Genomic DNA, 18,447 nt, shown 5'->3' on the forward strand with positions numbered 1-18,447 from the left:
CTTACTGAATCTGAAGCAATAATACTATTGATATCTAAGCTATCAAGCGATCTGATCTCTGCAAGCCCCTTACTTGTTACAACAGATGTACTTGCTGATGTGCTAGCCGATGTGCTGGCACTTGTTGAAGCCGACGTACTTGCTGACGTGCTTGCCGATGTACTTGCACTTGTCGAAGCTGACGTACTTGCTGATGTACTTGCTGATGTGCTTGCACTTGTTGAAGCTGATGTACTTGCTGATGTGCTTGCGCTCGTTGAAGCTGACGTACTTGCCGATGTACTTGCACTTGTTGAAGCCGACGTACTTGCGCTTGTTGAAGCTGATGTGCTTGCTGACGTGCTTGCGCTCGTTGAAGCTGATGTACTTGCTGATGTGCTGGCACTTGTTGAAGCTGACGTACTTGCTGATGTGCTTGCACTTGTCGAAGCGGACGTACTTGCCGACGTGCTTGCCGATGTACTTGCACTTGTTGAAGCTGATGTACTTGCTGATGTGCTAGCCGATGTACTTGCGCTGGTTGAAGCTGACGTACTTGCTGACGTGCTTGCGCTCGTTGAAGCTGATGTACTTGCTGATGTGCTTGCGCTCGTTGAAGCTGACGTACTTGCTGACGTGCTTGCACTTGTTGAAGCCGACGTACTTGCTGACGTGCTTGCGCTCGTTGAAGCTGACGTGCTTGCCGATGTACTTGCACTTGTCGAAGCTGACGTACTTGCTGATGTACTTGCACTCGTTGAAGCTGATGTACTTGCTGACGTACTTGCGCTTGTTGAAGCCGACGTACTTGCTGATGTGCTTGCACTTGTTGAAGCGGATGTACTTGCTGATGTGCTAGCCGATGTACTTGCGCTGGTTGAAGCCGACGTACTTGCTGACGTGCTTGCGCTCGTTGAAGCCGACGTACTTGCTGACGTGCTTGCGCTCGTTGAAGCGGATGTACTTGCTGATGTGCTTGCACTCGTTGAAGCTGATGTACTTGCACTTGTCGAAGCTGACGTACTTGCACTTGTTGAAGCCGACGTACTTGCTGATGTGCTAGCCGATGTACTTGCGCTCGTTGAAGCTGATGTACTTGCGCTGGTTGAAGCGGATGTACTTGCTGACGTGCTTGCACTTGTTGAAGCCGACGTACTTGCTGACGTGCTTGCGCTCGTTGAAGCTGACGTGCTTGCCGATGTACTTGCACTTGTCGAAGCTGACGTACTTGCTGATGTACTTGCACTCGTTGAAGCTGATGTACTTGCTGATGTGCTTGCGCTCGTTGAAGCTGACGTGCTTGCCGATGTACTTGCACTTGTCGAAGCTGACGTACTTGCTGATGTGCTTGCGCTTGTTGAAGCTGACGTGCTTGCACTTGTTGAAGCTGACGTGCTAGCCGATGTACTTGCGCTCGTTGAAGCGGATGTACTTGCTGATGTGCTTGCGCTCGTTGAAGCTGACGTACTTGCTGACGTGCTTGCACTTGTTGAAGCCGACGTACTTGCTGACGTGCTTGCGCTCGTTGAAGCTGACGTGCTTGCCGATGTACTTGCACTTGTCGAAGCTGACGTACTTGCTGATGTACTTGCACTCGTTGAAGCTGATGTACTTGCTGATGTGCTTGCGCTCGTTGAAGCTGACGTACTTGCTGACGTGCTTGCACTTGTCGAAGCTGACGTACTTGCTGATGTGCTTGCGCTTGTTGAAGCTGACGTGCTTGCACTTGTTGAAGCTGACGTGCTAGCCGATGTACTTGCGCTCGTTGAAGCGGATGTACTTGCTGATGTGCTTGCGCTCGTTGAAGCTGACGTACTTGCTGACGTGCTTGCACTTGTTGAAGCCGACGTACTTGCTGACGTGCTTGCGCTCGTTGAAGCTGACGTGCTTGCCGATGTACTTGCACTTGTCGAAGCTGACGTACTTGCTGATGTACTTGCACTCGTTGAAGCTGATGTACTTGCTGACGTACTTGCGCTTGTTGAAGCCGACGTACTTGCTGATGTGCTTGCACTTGTTGAAGCGGATGTACTTGCTGATGTGCTAGCCGATGTACTTGCGCTGGTTGAAGCCGACGTACTTGCTGACGTGCTTGCGCTCGTTGAAGCAGATGTACTTGCACTTGTCGAAGCTGACGTACTTGCTGATGTGCTTGCACTTGTTGAAGCTGACGTACTTGCTGACGTGCTTGCACTTGTTGAAGCCGATGTACTTGCTGATGTGCTTGCACTTGTTGAAGCCGACGTACTTGCTGATGTGCTAGCCGATGTACTTGCGCTGGTTGAAGCCGACGTACTTGCTGACGTGCTTGCGCTCGTTGAAGCCGACGTACTTGCTGACGTGCTTGCGCTCGTTGAAGCGGATGTACTTGCTGATGTGCTTGCGCTCGTTGAAGCGGATGTACTTGCTGACGTGCTTGCACTTGTTGAAGCTGACGTACTTGCTGACGTGCTTGCACTTGTTGAAGCGGACGTACTTGCTGACGTGCTTGCGCTTGTTGAAGCTGACGTGCTTGCCGATGTGCTTGCGCTTGTTGAAGCGGACGTACTTGCTGATGTACTTGCACTTGTTGAAGCGGACGTACTTGCTGATGTGCTTGCACTTGTTGAAGCGGACGTACTTGCACTTGTTGAAGCTGATGTACTTGCCGATGTGCTTGCACTTGTTGAAGCGGACGTACTTGCCGATGTACTTGCGCTCGTTGAAGCCGACGTACTTGCTGACGTGCTTGCACTTGTTGAAGCTGATGTACTTGCCGATGTACTTGCGCTTGTTGAAGCCGACGTACTTGCTGACGTGCTTGCGCTCGTTGAAGCCGACGTACTTGCTGACGTGCTTGCGCTCGTTGAAGCGGATGTACTTGCTGATGTGCTTGCGCTCGTTGAAGCGGATGTACTTGCTGACGTGCTTGCACTTGTTGAAGCTGACGTACTTGCTGATGTGCTTGCACTTGTTGAAACTGACGTACTTGCCGATGTGCTTGCACTTGTTGAAGCCGACGTGCTTGCTGACGTGCTTGCGCTTGTTGAAGCTGACGTGCTAGCTGATGTGCTTGCACTTGTTGAAGCCGACGTACTTGCACTTGTTGAAGCTGACGTGCTTGCCGATGTGCTTGCGCTTGTTGAAGCGGACGTACTTGCTGATGTACTTGCACTTGTTGAAGCGGACGTACTTGCTGATGTGCTTGCACTTGTTGAAGCGGACGTACTTGCACTTGTTGAAGCTGATGTACTTGCCGATGTGCTTGCACTTGTTGAAGCGGACGTACTTGCCGATGTACTTGCGCTCGTTGAAGCCGACGTACTTGCTGACGTGCTTGCACTTGTTGAAGCTGATGTACTTGCCGATGTACTTGCGCTTGTTGAAGCCGACGTACTTGCTGACGTGCTTGCGCTCGTTGAAGCCGACGTACTTGCTGACGTGCTTGCGCTCGTTGAAGCGGATGTACTTGCTGATGTGCTTGCGCTCGTTGAAGCGGATGTACTTGCTGACGTGCTTGCACTTGTTGAAGCTGACGTACTTGCTGACGTGCTTGCACTTGTTGAAGCGGACGTACTTGCTGACGTGCTTGCGCTTGTTGAAGCTGACGTGCTTGCCGATGTGCTTGCGCTTGTTGAAGCGGACGTACTTGCTGATGTACTTGCACTTGTTGAAGCGGACGTACTTGCTGATGTGCTTGCACTTGTTGAAGCGGACGTACTTGCACTTGTTGAAGCTGATGTACTTGCCGATGTGCTTGCACTTGTTGAAGCGGACGTACTTGCCGATGTACTTGCGCTCGTTGAAGCCGACGTACTTGCTGACGTGCTTGCACTTGTTGAAGCTGATGTACTTGCCGATGTACTTGCGCTTGTTGAAGCCGACGTACTTGCTGACGTGCTTGCACTTGTTGAAGCTGATGTACTTGCCGATGTACTTGCGCTTGTTGAAGCCGACGTACTTGCTGACGTGCTTGCGCTCGTTGAAGCCGACGTACTTGCTGACGTGCTTGCACTTGTTGAAGCGGACGTACTTGCTGATGTGCTTGCACTTGTTGAAGCGGATGTACTTGCTGATGTGCTAGCCGATGTACTTGCGCTGGTTGAAGCCGACGTACTTGCTGACGTGCTTGCGCTCGTTGAAGCAGATGTACTTGCACTTGTCGAAGCTGACGTACTTGCTGATGTGCTTGCACTTGTTGAAGCTGACGTACTTGCTGACGTGCTTGCACTTGTTGAAGCGGATGTACTTGCTGATGTGCTTGCGCTCGTTGAAGCGGATGTACTTGCTGACGTGCTTGCACTTGTTGAAGCTGACGTACTTGCTGATGTGCTTGCACTTGTTGAAACTGACGTACTTGCCGATGTGCTTGCACTTGTTGAAGCCGACGTGCTTGCTGACGTGCTTGCGCTTGTTGAAGCTGACGTGCTAGCTGATGTGCTTGCACTTGTTGAAGCCGACGTACTTGCACTTGTTGAAGCTGACGTGCTTGCCGATGTGCTTGCGCTTGTTGAAGCGGACGTACTTGCTGATGTGCTTGCACTCGTTGAAGCTGATGTACTTGCACTTGTCGAAGCTGACGTACTTGCACTTGTTGAAGCCGACGTACTTGCTGATGTGCTAGCCGATGTACTTGCGCTCGTTGAAGCTGATGTACTTGCGCTGGTTGAAGCGGATGTACTTGCTGACGTGCTTGCACTTGTTGAAGCCGACGTACTTGCTGACGTGCTTGCGCTCGTTGAAGCTGACGTGCTTGCCGATGTACTTGCACTTGTCGAAGCTGACGTACTTGCTGATGTACTTGCACTCGTTGAAGCTGATGTACTTGCTGATGTGCTTGCGCTCGTTGAAGCTGACGTGCTTGCCGATGTACTTGCACTTGTCGAAGCTGACGTACTTGCTGATGTGCTTGCGCTTGTTGAAGCTGACGTGCTTGCACTTGTTGAAGCTGACGTGCTAGCCGATGTACTTGCGCTCGTTGAAGCGGATGTACTTGCTGATGTGCTTGCGCTCGTTGAAGCTGACGTACTTGCTGACGTGCTTGCACTTGTTGAAGCCGACGTACTTGCTGACGTGCTTGCGCTCGTTGAAGCTGACGTGCTTGCCGATGTACTTGCACTTGTCGAAGCTGACGTACTTGCTGATGTACTTGCACTCGTTGAAGCTGATGTACTTGCTGACGTACTTGCGCTTGTTGAAGCCGACGTACTTGCTGATGTGCTTGCACTTGTTGAAGCGGATGTACTTGCTGATGTGCTAGCCGATGTACTTGCGCTGGTTGAAGCCGACGTACTTGCTGACGTGCTTGCGCTCGTTGAAGCAGATGTACTTGCACTTGTCGAAGCTGACGTACTTGCTGATGTGCTTGCACTTGTTGAAGCTGACGTACTTGCTGACGTGCTTGCACTTGTTGAAGCCGATGTACTTGCTGATGTGCTTGCACTTGTTGAAGCCGACGTACTTGCTGATGTGCTAGCCGATGTACTTGCGCTGGTTGAAGCCGACGTACTTGCTGACGTGCTTGCGCTCGTTGAAGCCGACGTACTTGCTGACGTGCTTGCGCTCGTTGAAGCGGATGTACTTGCTGATGTGCTTGCGCTCGTTGAAGCGGATGTACTTGCTGACGTGCTTGCACTTGTTGAAGCTGACGTACTTGCTGACGTGCTTGCACTTGTTGAAGCTGACGTACTTGCTGACGTGCTTGCGCTCGTTGAAGCGGATGTACTTGCTGATGTGCTTGCACTCGTTGAAGCTGATGTACTTGCACTTGTCGAAGCTGACGTACTTGCTGACGTGCTTGCACTTGTTGAAGCTGATGTACTTGCTGATGTGCTAGCCGATGTACTTGCGCTGGTTGAAGCCGACGTACTTGCGCTGGTTGAAGCCGACGTACTTGCTGATGTGCTTGCCGATGTGCTTGCACTTGTTGAAGCCGACGTGCTTGCTGACGTGCTTGCACTTGTTGAAGCTGACGTACTTGCTGATGTGCTTGCACTTGTTGAAGCCGACGTACTTGCTGACGTGCTTGCGCTCGTTGAAGCGGATGTACTTGCTGATGTGCTTGCACTCGTTGAAGCTGATGTACTTGCACTTGTCGAAGCTGACGTACTTGCTGACGTGCTTGCACTTGTTGAAGCTGATGTACTTGCTGATGTGCTAGCCGATGTACTTGCGCTGGTTGAAGCCGACGTACTTGCGCTGGTTGAAGCCGACGTACTTGCTGATGTGCTTGCCGATGTGCTTGCACTTGTTGAAGCCGACGTGCTTGCTGACGTGCTTGCACTTGTTGAAGCTGATGTACTTGCTGACGTGCTTGCGCTCGTTGAAGCGGATGTACTTGCACTTGTTGAAGCTGACGTACTTGCTGATGTGCTTGCACTTGTTGAAGCTGACGTACTTGCTGATGTGCTTGCACTTGTTGAAGCTGACGTACTTGCCGATGTGCTTGCGCTCGTTGAAGCGGACGTACTTGCTGATGTGCTTGCACTTGTTGAAGCGGACGTACTTGCTGATGTACTTGCACTTGTTGAAGCTGATGTGCTAGCCGATGTACTTGCGCTTGTTGAAGCTGATGTACTTGCTGACGTGCTTGCACTTGTTGAAGCTGACGTACTTGCCGATGTACTTGCCGACGTGCTTGCACTCACCGATGCACTTGTTGAAGCTGACTCTGATGCACTTGTTGAAGCTGACTCTGAACGATATTTCTTATCTGAAACAGTTTCATCTTGACTATAGACCGTTGGTGCATACGGTTGACTACCAGATGTTACTTTAGCATTATCTTTATAATAAACTGTTGCAACACCATTCTCACTTACGTCAATACTAGAAATACGATCCCGACCGTTTGGAGTCACTTTATCATGAGCTTTTCTTATTTCTTCACGAACGTTTTCCTTATCAGTTTCTGTTAAGTGATTTTTATCCTTAACTTCTGTCAGATTAATAGCAGGCTTCTTAAACAAGTTTTGCAACTGATCTTGCTGAATTCGAATTTCTCCTACATCAACAGTGTTGCCACTAGGATCTGTAGCAGTGAGCCAACGTCCCCAGGTGTTCCCTGATTTCCACGCAAGATCTTTATTAGCAACCGCATTAATAGTAAATGTGGTCTGGTCATCATTGGTTAAAGTATTGATAATATTTGTGATAGGACCAGTTCCCCACTCAGGTGTGTTTTCGAAGAAATCTGTCAAATCTTTTCTATTACCAGAAACCTTTAAGGTGACTAACTTACCACTGTTATCTTTACCTGTATAAGTAATCTGGATTTTATCTCCAGCATAGAACAAATAGCGACCATTGCCATCTCTCTTAGGCTCTTGACCATTTACTGTTACAGTATAAGTAATTGTTGGTTTCACACGTTCAGGAGTAATCCTACTTGTCGTTACTTCTGAATTCAGACCAGCAACTGTAGATTTAGCTGTTACATCACCTGTCGGAAGAAGACCGTTATTGCCGTCGTAAGCTTTTTTCAGGTCAGTAGGTTCAAATGTCACACTTGTTTCATTGGCCTTAGCTCTCTTCTCGAACGTATGGCCTGCTAAAGTCAAGGTTACAAGAGCTCCAGGCGTTACATTCGTAACAACGATCGAACGATTTGGCAAACCACCCGTTTCATTAGTAGAATCTACTGAGATAGCTGGTGCTTGTGGATTTACTTTCACAGTAACAGGGACGTTTTGTTTAACTTTGACACCCGTTGAGTCTGCAGGTAACTCTACCTCCACTTGCTTGGTAAATGTTCCAACTGTCGTAAGTGACGGCGCACCACCAACCCACGTGTATTTAGTGTTTGTTGCGTTAAAATCTGGAGTTCCTGTTACTCTTGTAACCGCTTCTTTAGGATTGGCTACAGCTTGTTTATAACCAGCTTCATCCGTCTTGTTTTGCGTGAAAACATAAGAACGGTCTGATTCAAACTTATAGACATCATGAACAACATCAACGGTCTTATTTAATTTAACAGCGTCTCCCGCACCCATACGACCAACAGGATAAGTAAAGGTCACTTGGTAGTTGTGTCGACCTGTTTCTGCTGTGCTAATCGGTGAACTTGAAACAGCCTGACCATTTTTTCTCCAAGTTTTACTAACTCCATCTGGGTAGGCATCGTCTCCTTGCTTAGTCACATAATTATGCAAATCTGTTCCATTATGAGGAGCTGTACCTTGGATATCATTCACCGGTCCTTTAGGAGCAATCGTAGCTAAAACCTTATAGTTGACCGTTACATCATCGGTTGAACCATCCGAATAGGTAACACGCGCAACGGCACTCTTTGTTCCAGTAGTCGAATTGTTAATCGGATTCAACCATCTAACTGTCGCACCCGCAGGTAAAGCTTTTCCACCTTCAAGCTGAACAAAATTAGCTGCTTTTCCCAAATCCGCTGGATTTCCCAAATCCGCTACTGTTTCACCCGCATAGGTATAAATGGTATCTACTTTAGCTACGGCATTATACTTATCCGTTTGATCCTTGACAACAAACTTGATATAACCTTCGTTATTATCAGTACTATTTGATGTATTCTGGTTATCCGTAGTTACGAGTTTACGTTCAGTAAATGCCCCTTTTTGCAGGCTTTTATTTAGGGTGCCTGTCAAAGTAATAGTAGCATTGTCTTGGTTTGTCGTAGAAGTGATTGGATTTGAACGAGTGACACCAGTAAAGCCACCATAGTTAGAAGCACTACCATCCGCAGCTCCAGATGTCGTCGTCAATTTCAATGAATTGATTTTTCCAGAGTCATCCGTCGCTTTTAGGGTAATATTGACCGGTTCGTTGCGGTATAGATAGATTTCTTTCGTTGCCGGATTGTCATAAGGAATAACTAACTTAGGACGTTCGTTGACTGTTACTGACTGTGGAATTGGATCGCTACGCGTACCATCTTTGTAAATAATCGTCGCTGTACCATCGGCCTGAACTTCGATATCCTGGATACGGTAAGTTGTCTTATCATTTTTGGCATAGATAGCAGCCTTAACATCATTCTTCTCAGGCTCCGTGAGATTATTCTTATCTACAACAGGCGTGAACTCAGGATTTTTTATTGTAAATTCTGATTCATGCTTATAACGCTCATTCAAAGCACGTTGCTTAATAAAGAAGTTTCCTGTATTTGCATCCCCAGCTTGAGTATAGTTACCAGCCTTATCTGTTGCGACAGCATTTCTGCGCCAATGATTCCCATTAGCAAATGCCAAATCATCCTTCATGTGTCCTGTAACAGTAATTCGAGCTGGACTAGATTCAGTCGCAACGATTTCACCATTAGGATCTGACAGGGAAGCAACTGTCCCCGTACCATATTTTGAATCTTTAAAGATATTGTCAGCCAAGTCAGAAGCAGGTCTGAAATTGTCTGATTCTGGAACAAGTTTAAATTCTCTCAACTTGCCCTTGTTATCAGTCGCAGTCATATCAACTGTGAAATCATCACCCGCATAGATATAGTAATATTTACCTCCTGCTATTGGTCCTGTTTCTGCAGCTAGAGGTTTACCATTACGGGTCACAGTAACGGTTGTTACTGGAGGTATTTTTTCCTTCTCTAAAGAAGCATTGATGACACTAGTAGAACCGTCACGATAAGTAACCGTGATAGTACCATCTGTTGCAACGTCAATTTTAGATTTGGTACCAGGGTAAGATAGCGTAAAGCTACCATCTGGATTGGTCGTTTGACTTGCTTGAGCAATATTTGGAGCAAGATCTCCATTTTTAGATAAATCAACTAAGTTTGATTGTTTTCCAACAAAATTATTATAAACTTCCTTAACTTCATCAGGTGTCAAATGGTTCAAATCAGAAACCTGAACAGTATCGCCACTTTGGATATCATGACGTTCGTTGAAACCTTTAATATAGTAGCCTACATTAGCAGCAGCTTGGGCACCAGAATTATCAGTTCCGACGAAGCGGTAAATATATGTTTTTCCTACTTCTGCTGACGCATCGTTTCCACCAATTGTTCCCTGAATTCGAGCTGTTACGTTAGCATTCCCTAAGTATTGATTATTATTAGGGCCTGCATAACCCACCCCAGGAATTACATTACGATTCTCAATATTAAAATATTTAATACGAACACCAGTACCCTGTAGTCCCACAGGATCATCAATAACATCTCCATTAAAGACTTCCTTATAAGGAGTTACATTAAAACGTAATTTTGAGTTGGTATTCGTTTCCGTTGGAGTTTGTTGTCTATACCCTGTTGGAACACTTGCTGATTGAACTGCCGAACCATTCCCTGGAGTATTTTCATAAATAGGAGCAGAACTTACTTGAACCTGCATATTCGCAGTCGCAGTCGGAACATTATTATCGTATTTAACCCTTACTACAACTTGTCCCTCTAAGTTCCTGTTTTGGCCATGACGATAACTATAACCCGCCTCTAAACCATGTGTATATGTTTTTTCCATTGCACTACCGTTAAAGGTCGCACTTTGGACATGTCCACCTTTGCCTACTTCGATTTTTACACCGACATGACTCAAGGCACTATCAGCATGGACATTCATGGTGTATGTCGCGATACCAGTAGCCTTATCAAAAGTAGCAGTTGGACTACTTACATTCATACGTCCGTCATTCTGAATAGGAGCCCAACTCGCACGAAGAGAAGCACCGCGCAACATTGCTTTACCATTACGGGCATCACGCGCGCCTGATTGCGCTCTTAAAACAGCATTGACAATAGAATTACGAGCCAAGGTAGCTTTTTGCACCACCTCTGTCCAGTCACTCGTTGGATCTGTCAAAGCTTTTTCAATAGCTGTCACTGCTGCATTTACCTTAGTAATTGCAGAATCAGTGTTTGGCAAACCAGCAGCTTTCGCTAAGTATTCACCTATTTCAGCTGAAAGCTTGGTTAACTTCTTACGATTTTCTTCATTTTGTTTAGCAGAAACTTCGGAAGTTGCGATGGCTCCAGCAGTAACTCCTACGATACTAGTCATGGTAGAAGTTGATTGAGCAGCACTTGCACTAACCTTCCCATCAATTTCAGTTGCCTTCAGTAGAGCAGAATCGATTTTAAGGCTAGTTGATTCTGTTGATACAGAAGCATCTCGCTCAGTTGCTGTAGCAGATGTGCTCTGTTCACCTGATAAAGTTGACGCTAAAGAAAAACTACTCGGCTTACTTGTTGATTGACTGATACTAGTAGAGGTGCTGACAGATGCACTTGTCGAAGCACTATTAGAAGTACTGGCTGAGGTACTTGCAGAGGTACTTGCAGAAGTACTCGTCGAAGCACTGGCTGACGAACTCTTAGATACAGATTCTGACATCGAAGCGCTTGCGCTTACAGAAGTAGACAAGCTAGCAGAATTTTCCGAGTTACTTAGAGATGTCGTACCCAAAACTACTGTATCATTTGTAACCAAAAGATCTGGATTTTCCAGTGTTTTTTCCACAGCTACTGTTTCATTTGCAAACACTTTTGTTTGAGTAGCAACAGTACCCCCTAAAACAGCCCCTGTGGCAGCAAGTCCCTTGATAATATCCAGACCTGTAATAGACGGATTTACTTTATCCTCTACTACTTCTGTCATGACTTGAGTCGTGTCTACACCACCCCGCAAGACCTTGAACAAACCAAAAAGAGAGGTTGAAGCTCGCAACCAATGTTTTCCTGATTTGATCAACTTATACCGCGTCACACGGTCCGTTTCTCTATACTTACCTTTCTGACGTCTAAAAAACATGTTTTACCCTTTCGTTACATACCATAAGTGGACAATCCACCCGATTTTAATCATACTTTTATAGTATACCCCAAGTGCAAACGATAGTCAAGCATCTTAATATATTTTTATATAATACGATGCTTCAAACTAACTTGTATAGATTGTCCCAAATCATCCTTACATATTACACTCATAAAATTACCTAAAACAAAATTCAATCCACTTTTTATGCTTTCTTTCTATAAATTCATATTATAAAAATAAAACTATAACAATGCTCATACCATCAACAAACTCACCTTTTCATAATTGTTATGTTGTAATATTTTCGAATCAAAAAAGCTGTGAATCATGACATTCACAGCAGTCACCGATTTTTAAGCCACTACACGGAGTTTGGCAAATCGATTCTATTTACAAACGAAGTTAGCTAGACCACTCACTAGCAGTTACGACGGAAAAATCCACGAATCAATATCATTCGCGGACTTTTACTAGTGAAGCGTTTAGGTAGACCGCCATAGCGGTTACCTATTATTAGATTACGACACTGAGTTTTACAAATCAATTCCATTTGTAAAACTCAGTTAGTGAGGCAGGCAGGTAGGCAACTTTCTACCAATCACGACGTAAAGTTTTACGAATCGATAATATTCGTAAAACTTTACTAGTGGAGCGCCTAGCCAAGTTCCATAGAAACTTGGCGTTAGTTACTTGATTGTGTAACAATCTAAGTAACTTTGGCGATCTACATCTTCTCTTCCAACTCTACGTCTGGATACTTGTCCGCAAACCAGCGGAGGGCAAAGTCATTTTCAAAGAGAAAGACTGGTTGGTCGAAACGGTCTTTAGCCAAGATATTTCGGCTTGACGACATCCGTTCATCCAAGTCCTCAGGCTTGATCCAACGAACGGTCTTTTTACCCATTGGGCTCATAACTACTTCAGCGTTGTACTCGCCTTCCATGCGGTGTTTAAAGACTTCAAACTGGAGTTGACCGACAGCTCCCAGCATGTACTCGCCTGTTTGGTAATTCTTATAAAGCTGGATGGCTCCTTCTTGTACCAGTTGCTCAATCCCCTTATGGAAGGATTTTTGCTTCATGACATTCTTAGCAGAAACTTTCATGAAAATTTCAGGTGTAAAGGTTGGTAGGGGTTCAAATTCAAACTTGTTTTTTCCAACTGTTAAAGTGTCCCCAACCTGATAAGTACCGGTATCGTAAACACCGATGATATCACCTGCCACGGCATTGGTCACATTCTCACGACTTTCCGCCATAAACTGAGTGACATTTGAAAGTTTAGCACCCTTACCAGTACGAGGCAGGTTGACACTCATGCCACGCTCAAATTCCCCTGATACGATACGGACAAAGGCGATACGGTCACGGTGACGAGGATCCATGTTGGCTTGGATTTTAAAGACAAATCCTGAGAAATCCTCGTCATAAGGATCCACAATTTCTCCATCTGTTTTCTTGTGCCCATGTGGTTCTGGAGCAAACTTGAGGAAGGTTTCAAGGAAGGTCTGCACACCAAAGTTTGTCAAAGCTGAACCGAAAAAGACAGGTGTTAATTCTCCAGCAAGGATAGCTTCCTCTGAGAATTCATTTCCAGCTTCATTTAAAAGTTCAATATCATCTTTGACTTGCTCGTAGAAAGGATTGCTACCAAAAAGCTTGTCCCCATCTTCTAGGCTAGCAAAACGCTCATCCCCCTTGTAAAGTTCCAAGCGTTGGTTATAGAGGTCATAGAGCCCTTCAAAAGCTTTCCCCATCCCGATTGGCCAGTTCATCGGATAACTCGCAATACCTAGGACTTCTTCTAGTTCTTGCAATAGGTCCAGTGGCTCACGGCCATCACGGTCCAGCTTGTTCATAAAGGTAAAGACTGGAATCCCACGGTGCTTGACAACCTCAAACAATTTCTTGGTTTGGGCCTCGATACCCTTGGCAGAATCGACGACCATGACCGCAGCATCCACCGCCATCAAGGTACGATAAGTATCTTCTGAGAAGTCCTCGTGCCCTGGGGTGTCTAGGATATTCACGCGCTTACCATCGTAGTCAAACTGCATCACAGATGAAGTCACCGAAATCCCACGTTGTTTCTCGATATCCATCCAGTCAGACTTGGCAAAAGTCCCTGTTTTCTTTCCTTTTACGGTACCAGCTTCACGAATCTCGCCCCCAAAGTAGAGCAACTGCTCAGTGATGGTTGTTTTCCCGGCGTCAGGGTGGGAGATGATAGCAAAGGTACGACGTTTCTTAATTTCTTCTTGAATATTCATAAGTTCTCTTTCTTTGATTCTCTATTTTTCTTTTTTCAATAGCTAAGAATGATTTTTACATTGGATTGTACCATTCCTTTCAACATTCCATTATATCGGATTTTAGCATTTTTTTCAATTTCTATTTCTTTTCACTTCCCCCTCCCTTATTTATAGGAAAATATGGTAAAATAGAACAGACTAAAAATCATCATTTCACGAAAGGATGCAAGATGAAAATTACGCAAGAAGAGGTAACACACGTTGCCAATCTTTCAAAATTAAGATTCTCTGAAGAAGAAACTGCTGCCTTTGCGACGACCTTATCTAAGATTGTTGACATGGTTGAATTGCTGGGCGAAGTTGACACAGCTGGTGTCGCACCAACTACAACTATGGCTGACCGCAAGACCGTACTCCGCCCTGATGTGGCCGAAGAAGGAACAGATCGCGATCGCTTGTTTAAAAATGTACCTGAAAAAGACAACTACTATATCAAGGTACCAGCTATCCTAGACGATGGAGGAGATGCCTAATGACTTTTAACAATAAAACCATTGAAGACTTGCACAATCTCCTTGTTTCTAAGGAAATTTCTGCAACCGAATTAACACAAGCAACGCTTGAAGATATCAAGTCTCGCGAGACAGCTATCAACGCTTTTGTTACCATCGCTGAAGAGCAGGCTCTTGCTCAAGCCAAAGCCATTGATGAAGCTGGAATTGACGCTGATAATGTCCTTTCAGGAATTCCACTTGCCGTTAAGGATAACATCTCTACTGACGGTATCCTCACAACTGCTGCCTCAAAAATGCTCTACAACTACGAACCTATCTTTGATGCGACAGCTGTATCAAATGCTAAATCAAAAGGCATGATTGTCGTCGGAAAAACCAACATGGACGAATTTGCCATGGGTGGTTCTGGTGAAACTTCTTACTATGGTGCTACTAAAAATGCATGGGACCATACCAAGGTTCCTGGTGGTTCATCAAGTGGTTCTGCCGCAGCTGTAGCCTCAGGGCAAGTTCGCTTGTCACTTGGTTCTGATACTGGTGGCTCCATCCGCCAACCAGCTGCCTTCAATGGGATCGTTGGTCTCAAACCAACCTACGGAACGGTTTCTCGTTTCGGTCTCATTGCCTTTGGTAGCTCATTGGACCAAATTGGACCTTTTGCTCCTACTGTTAAGGAGAATGCCCTCTTGCTCAACGCTATTGCAAGCGAAGATGCTAAAGACTCGACTTCTGCTCCTGTCCGCATTGCCGACTTTACCTCAAAAATCGGGCATGACATCAAGGGCATGAAAATCGCTTTGCCTAAAGAATATCTTGGTGAAGGAATTGACCCAGAGGTTAAGGAAGCCATTCTTAATGCGGCTAAACACTTTGAAAAACTTGGTGCCATCGTTGAAGAAGTCAGCCTTCCTCACTCTAAATACGGTGTTGCCGTTTACTACATCATCGCTTCATCAGAAGCTTCATCAAACTTGCAACGTTTTGACGGTATCCGTTACGGCTACCGCGCAGAAGATGCAACCAACCTTGATGAAATCTATGTAAACAGTCGTAGCCAAGGTTTTGGTGAAGAAGTGAAACGTCGTATCATGCTAGGCACTTTCAGTCTTTCATCAGGTTACTACGATGCCTACTACAAGAAGGCTGGTCAGGTTCGTACACTCATCATTCAAGATTTCGAAAAAGTCTTCGCGGATTACGACTTGATTTTGGGTCCAACTGCTCCAAGTGTTGCCTATGACTTGGACTCACTCAACCATGACCCAGTTGCCATGTACTTGGCTGACCTCTTGACCATTCCAGTCAACTTGGCAGGACTTCCAGGGATTTCGATTCCTGCTGGATTCTCTCAAGGTCTACCTGTCGGTCTCCAATTGATCGGTCCTAAGTATTCTGAGGAAACTATTTACCAAGCTGCTGCTGCTTTTGAGGCGACAACAGACTACCACAAACAACAACCCGTGATTTTTGGAGGTGATAACTAATGAACTTTGAAACAGTCATTGGACTTGAAGTCCACGTAGAGCTCAACACCAATTCAAAAATCTTCTCACCCACTTCTGCCCACTTTGGAAATGACCAAAATGCCAACACTAACGTGATTGACTGGTCTTTCCCAGGAGTTCTGCCAGTTCTTAATAAAGGTGTTGTTGATGCCGGTATCAAAGCTGCTCTTGCCCTCAACATGGACATCCACAAAAAGATGCACTTTGACCGCAAGAACTACTTCTATCCTGATAATCCCAAAGCCTACCAAATTTCTCAGTTTGATGAGCCAATCGGTTATAACGGCTGGATTGAAGTCGAGCTAGAAGACGGTACGACTAAGAAAATCGGTATCGAACGTGCCCACCTAGAGGAAGACGCTGGTAAAAACACCCACGGTACAGATGGCTACTCTTATGTAGACCTCAACCGCCAAGGGGTGCCATTGATTGAGATTGTCTCTGAAGCCGACATGCGCTCACCAGAAGAAGCCTACGCTTATCTAACAGCCCTCAAGGAAGTTATCCAGTACGCTGGCATTTCTGACGTTAAGATGGAAGAAGGGTCTATGCGTGTGGATGCCAATATCTCTCTTCGTCCGTATGGTCAAGAGAAATTCGGTACCAAAACTGAGTTGAAGAACCTCAACTCCTTCTCAAACGTTCGTAAGGGTCTTGAATACGAAGTGCAACGTCAGGCTGAAATCCTTCGCTCAGGTGGTCAAATTCGCCAAGAAACACGCCGTTACGATGAAGCTAACAAAGCAACTATCCTCATGCGTGTCAAGGAAGGGGCTGCAGACTACCGCTACTTCCCAGAACCAGACCTACCTCTCTTTGAAATCTCAGACGAGTGGATTGAGGAAATGCGTACAGAGTTACCAGAGTTTCCAAAAGAACGCCGTGTTCGCTATGTAGCTGACCTTGGCTTGTCAGACTATGATGCCAGCCAGTTGACTGCAAATAAAGTTACTTCTGACTTCTTTGAGAAAGCTGTTGCCCTCGGTGGCGATGCTAAGCAAGTCTCAAACTGGCTCCAAGGTGAGGTTGCTCAGTTCTTGAACGCTGAAGGCAAGACACTGGAACAAATCGAATTGACACCAGAAAACTTGGTTGAAATGATTGCCATCATCGAAGACGGCACTATTTCTTCTAAGATTGCCAAGAAAGTCTTTGTCCACCTTGCTAAAAATGGCGGTGGAGCGCGTGAATACGTGGAAAAAGCAGGCATGGTTCAAATCTCAGATCCAGATATTCTGATTCCAATCATCCACCAAGTCTTCGCCGATAACGAGGCTGCTGTTGCCGACTTCAAGTCAGGCAAACGCAACGCAGACAAGGCCTTCACAGGCTTCCTCATGAAAGCAACCAAAGGCCAAGCCAACCCACAAGTCGCCCTTAAACTCCTTGCCCAAGAATTAGCGAAGTTGAAAAATGAGTAACTCATTTAAAGTATAACTGACACAAGACTGCTAAAAAATTAGCAGTTCTGATGGCTTGCAGTATGCATTCATATAGTTAGGAGACATATGAAAAAGTTATATACTCTTCTCACCACCTGTTTACTACTCCTTTTCGTTACACCGATGCAATCCATCGATGCAGGGGTAGGACATTCTCGAAGTGGTAGCTCTAGCCGTAGTAGCTCCAGTTCAAATGGTAGCCGAAGCCGTTCCAGTAGCAGTAATAGCGGTAGTTCTTCCTACAGAAGTAGCTACAGTTCTGGAGACGGTTCCTATAGTTCGAGTTACTCTGAGCAAGAGTTGTACGGAATTGTAGTCTTTTTAATAGGTATTTACGTAGTTGTCTTAGTTCTAAAGAATAAAAGTAATCAAAGCTCATCAGAAAAATCCTATAGTAGCGCTACTGTATATAATCCCCAAAACCATCGTCGAGTTGAACACAATACATTAGCTACTAGTCGTGTTAAATATGGCGATCCAAACTTTGATGCCGATGCTTTCGCTTCATGGGTTAAAGAAGTCTATATTCAGTTACAGGCAGCCTGGACTAAAAAGGATTGGAATTTGGCTCGCTCTCTTGAAAGTACCAGCCTTTATTCCCAACATAGTATACAACTCGAAGATCATATCCGGGCGAAAACAACTAATGTTTTAGAAAAAGTCTATGTTGAAAATGTTCGCATTAAAGATTTCTACGAAAATCCTGATGGTAACGATACCCTTGTTGTGATCTTGTCATCTACACTCAGGGACTATGTCATTGAAGACCAAAGCAAACGTGTCATCGAAGGTGATCCTCAAGAGGACTTGTTTACAGTCTATCAAATGAACTTTATCCGTAAACACGGAAGTCAAACTGAACTAAATGTCAGTGATGAAGCCATCAGTGACCACTGTCCCAACTGTGGTGCCCCATTGAAAATCTCTGCTATCAGTAAATGTGACTATTGCGATGCTGATCTAACACGCAGTCCAAACCAATGGGTACTCGATACCTACGATGTTGTGGATGAAGACGAACTTTATAATTAGGAGGAAATT

At 45.5% G+C, this 18,447-nt stretch carries 8 protein-coding genes and 2 pseudogenes; 7 read left to right on the top strand and 3 right to left on the bottom strand.

Annotated features, from left to right (window positions below; translation table 11 throughout):
- Positions 1–27: 27 nt before the first annotated feature.
- The gene (locus M594_RS10250) at positions 28–6,690 is read left to right on the top strand and encodes a hypothetical protein (protein ID WP_419991824.1); all 6,663 of its coding nucleotides are present in this window, start codon (positions 28–30) and stop codon (positions 6,688–6,690) included.
- A 95-nt stretch (positions 6,691–6,785) separates the two neighbouring features.
- Here M594_RS10250 and M594_RS10255 read toward each other — a convergent pair.
- Positions 6,786–10,616, bottom strand: a pseudogene (locus tag M594_RS10255) (Rib/alpha-like domain-containing protein); the annotation flags it as partial.
- A gap of 52 nt (positions 10,617–10,668) precedes the next feature.
- Here M594_RS10255 and M594_RS10150 point away from each other — a divergent pair.
- A complete protein-coding gene (locus M594_RS10150; protein ID WP_254597143.1) occupies positions 10,669–10,953 on the top strand; it encodes a hypothetical protein in 285 nt (94 codons plus the stop codon).
- 195 nt (positions 10,954–11,148) lie between these two features.
- A complete protein-coding gene (locus M594_RS10155; RefSeq protein ID WP_254597144.1) occupies positions 11,149–11,430 on the top strand; it encodes a hypothetical protein in 282 nt (93 codons plus the stop codon).
- A gap of 62 nt (positions 11,431–11,492) precedes the next feature.
- On the opposite strand, the pseudogene M594_RS10175 reads toward M594_RS10155, so the two are convergent.
- Together M594_RS10175 and M594_RS08215 are read right to left on the bottom strand one after the other, a co-directional pair.
- Positions 11,493–11,687 (bottom strand): annotated as a pseudogene (locus M594_RS10175) (accessory Sec-dependent serine-rich glycoprotein adhesin); the annotation flags it as partial.
- Between the two features lie 730 nt (positions 11,688–12,417).
- Positions 12,418–13,962: a peptide chain release factor 3 gene (locus tag M594_RS08215; RefSeq protein WP_173876504.1), complete on the bottom strand. Its 1,545-nt coding sequence runs from the start codon at positions 13,960–13,962 to the stop codon at positions 12,418–12,420.
- Positions 13,963–14,174: 212 nt separating this feature from the next.
- Between M594_RS08215 and gatC the strand changes: the two genes are divergently transcribed.
- The 4 genes from gatC (at position 14,175) to M594_RS08235 (ending at position 18,438) form a co-directional block, all read left to right on the top strand.
- Positions 14,175–14,477: an Asp-tRNA(Asn)/Glu-tRNA(Gln) amidotransferase subunit GatC gene (gene gatC, locus M594_RS08220; protein ID WP_173876506.1), complete on the top strand. Its 303-nt coding sequence runs from the start codon at positions 14,175–14,177 to the stop codon at positions 14,475–14,477.
- Positions 14,477–15,943, top strand: a complete 1,467-nt coding sequence (gene gatA / locus M594_RS08225) for an Asp-tRNA(Asn)/Glu-tRNA(Gln) amidotransferase subunit GatA (RefSeq protein ID WP_173876508.1) — start codon at positions 14,477–14,479, stop codon at positions 15,941–15,943. The genes gatC and gatA overlap by 1 nt, the downstream gene beginning before the upstream one ends.
- On the top strand, positions 15,943–17,385 hold the full coding sequence (gene gatB / locus M594_RS08230) for an Asp-tRNA(Asn)/Glu-tRNA(Gln) amidotransferase subunit GatB (protein WP_173876509.1): 1,443 nt from the start codon (positions 15,943–15,945) through the stop codon (positions 17,383–17,385). The genes gatA and gatB overlap by 1 nt, the downstream gene beginning before the upstream one ends.
- A gap of 87 nt (positions 17,386–17,472) precedes the next feature.
- Positions 17,473–18,438 (top strand): zinc-ribbon domain-containing transport protein, encoded by a 966-nt coding sequence (locus M594_RS08235; RefSeq protein ID WP_173876511.1) that lies wholly within the window; start codon positions 17,473–17,475, stop codon positions 18,436–18,438.
- Positions 18,439–18,447: the final 9 nt, after the last annotated feature.

The organism is Streptococcus mitis (assembly GCF_013305725.1).
Taxonomy (GTDB): domain Bacteria; phylum Bacillota; class Bacilli; order Lactobacillales; family Streptococcaceae; genus Streptococcus; species Streptococcus mitis_BO.

Excerpts from the sequence above, each read along its gene's own strand:
- M594_RS08215 (WP_173876504.1), bottom strand. The coding sequence starts at position 13,962 with ATGAATATTCAAGAAGAAATTAAGAAACGTCGTACCTTTGCTATCATC.
- gatA (WP_173876508.1), top strand. The coding sequence starts at position 14,477 with ATGACTTTTAACAATAAAACCATTGAAGACTTGCACAATCTCCTTGTT.
- M594_RS08235 (WP_173876511.1), top strand. The coding sequence starts at position 17,473 with ATGAAAAAGTTATATACTCTTCTCACCACCTGTTTACTACTCCTTTTC.
- gatB (WP_173876509.1), top strand. The coding sequence starts at position 15,943 with ATGAACTTTGAAACAGTCATTGGACTTGAAGTCCACGTAGAGCTCAAC.
- gatC (WP_173876506.1), top strand. The coding sequence starts at position 14,175 with ATGAAAATTACGCAAGAAGAGGTAACACACGTTGCCAATCTTTCAAAA.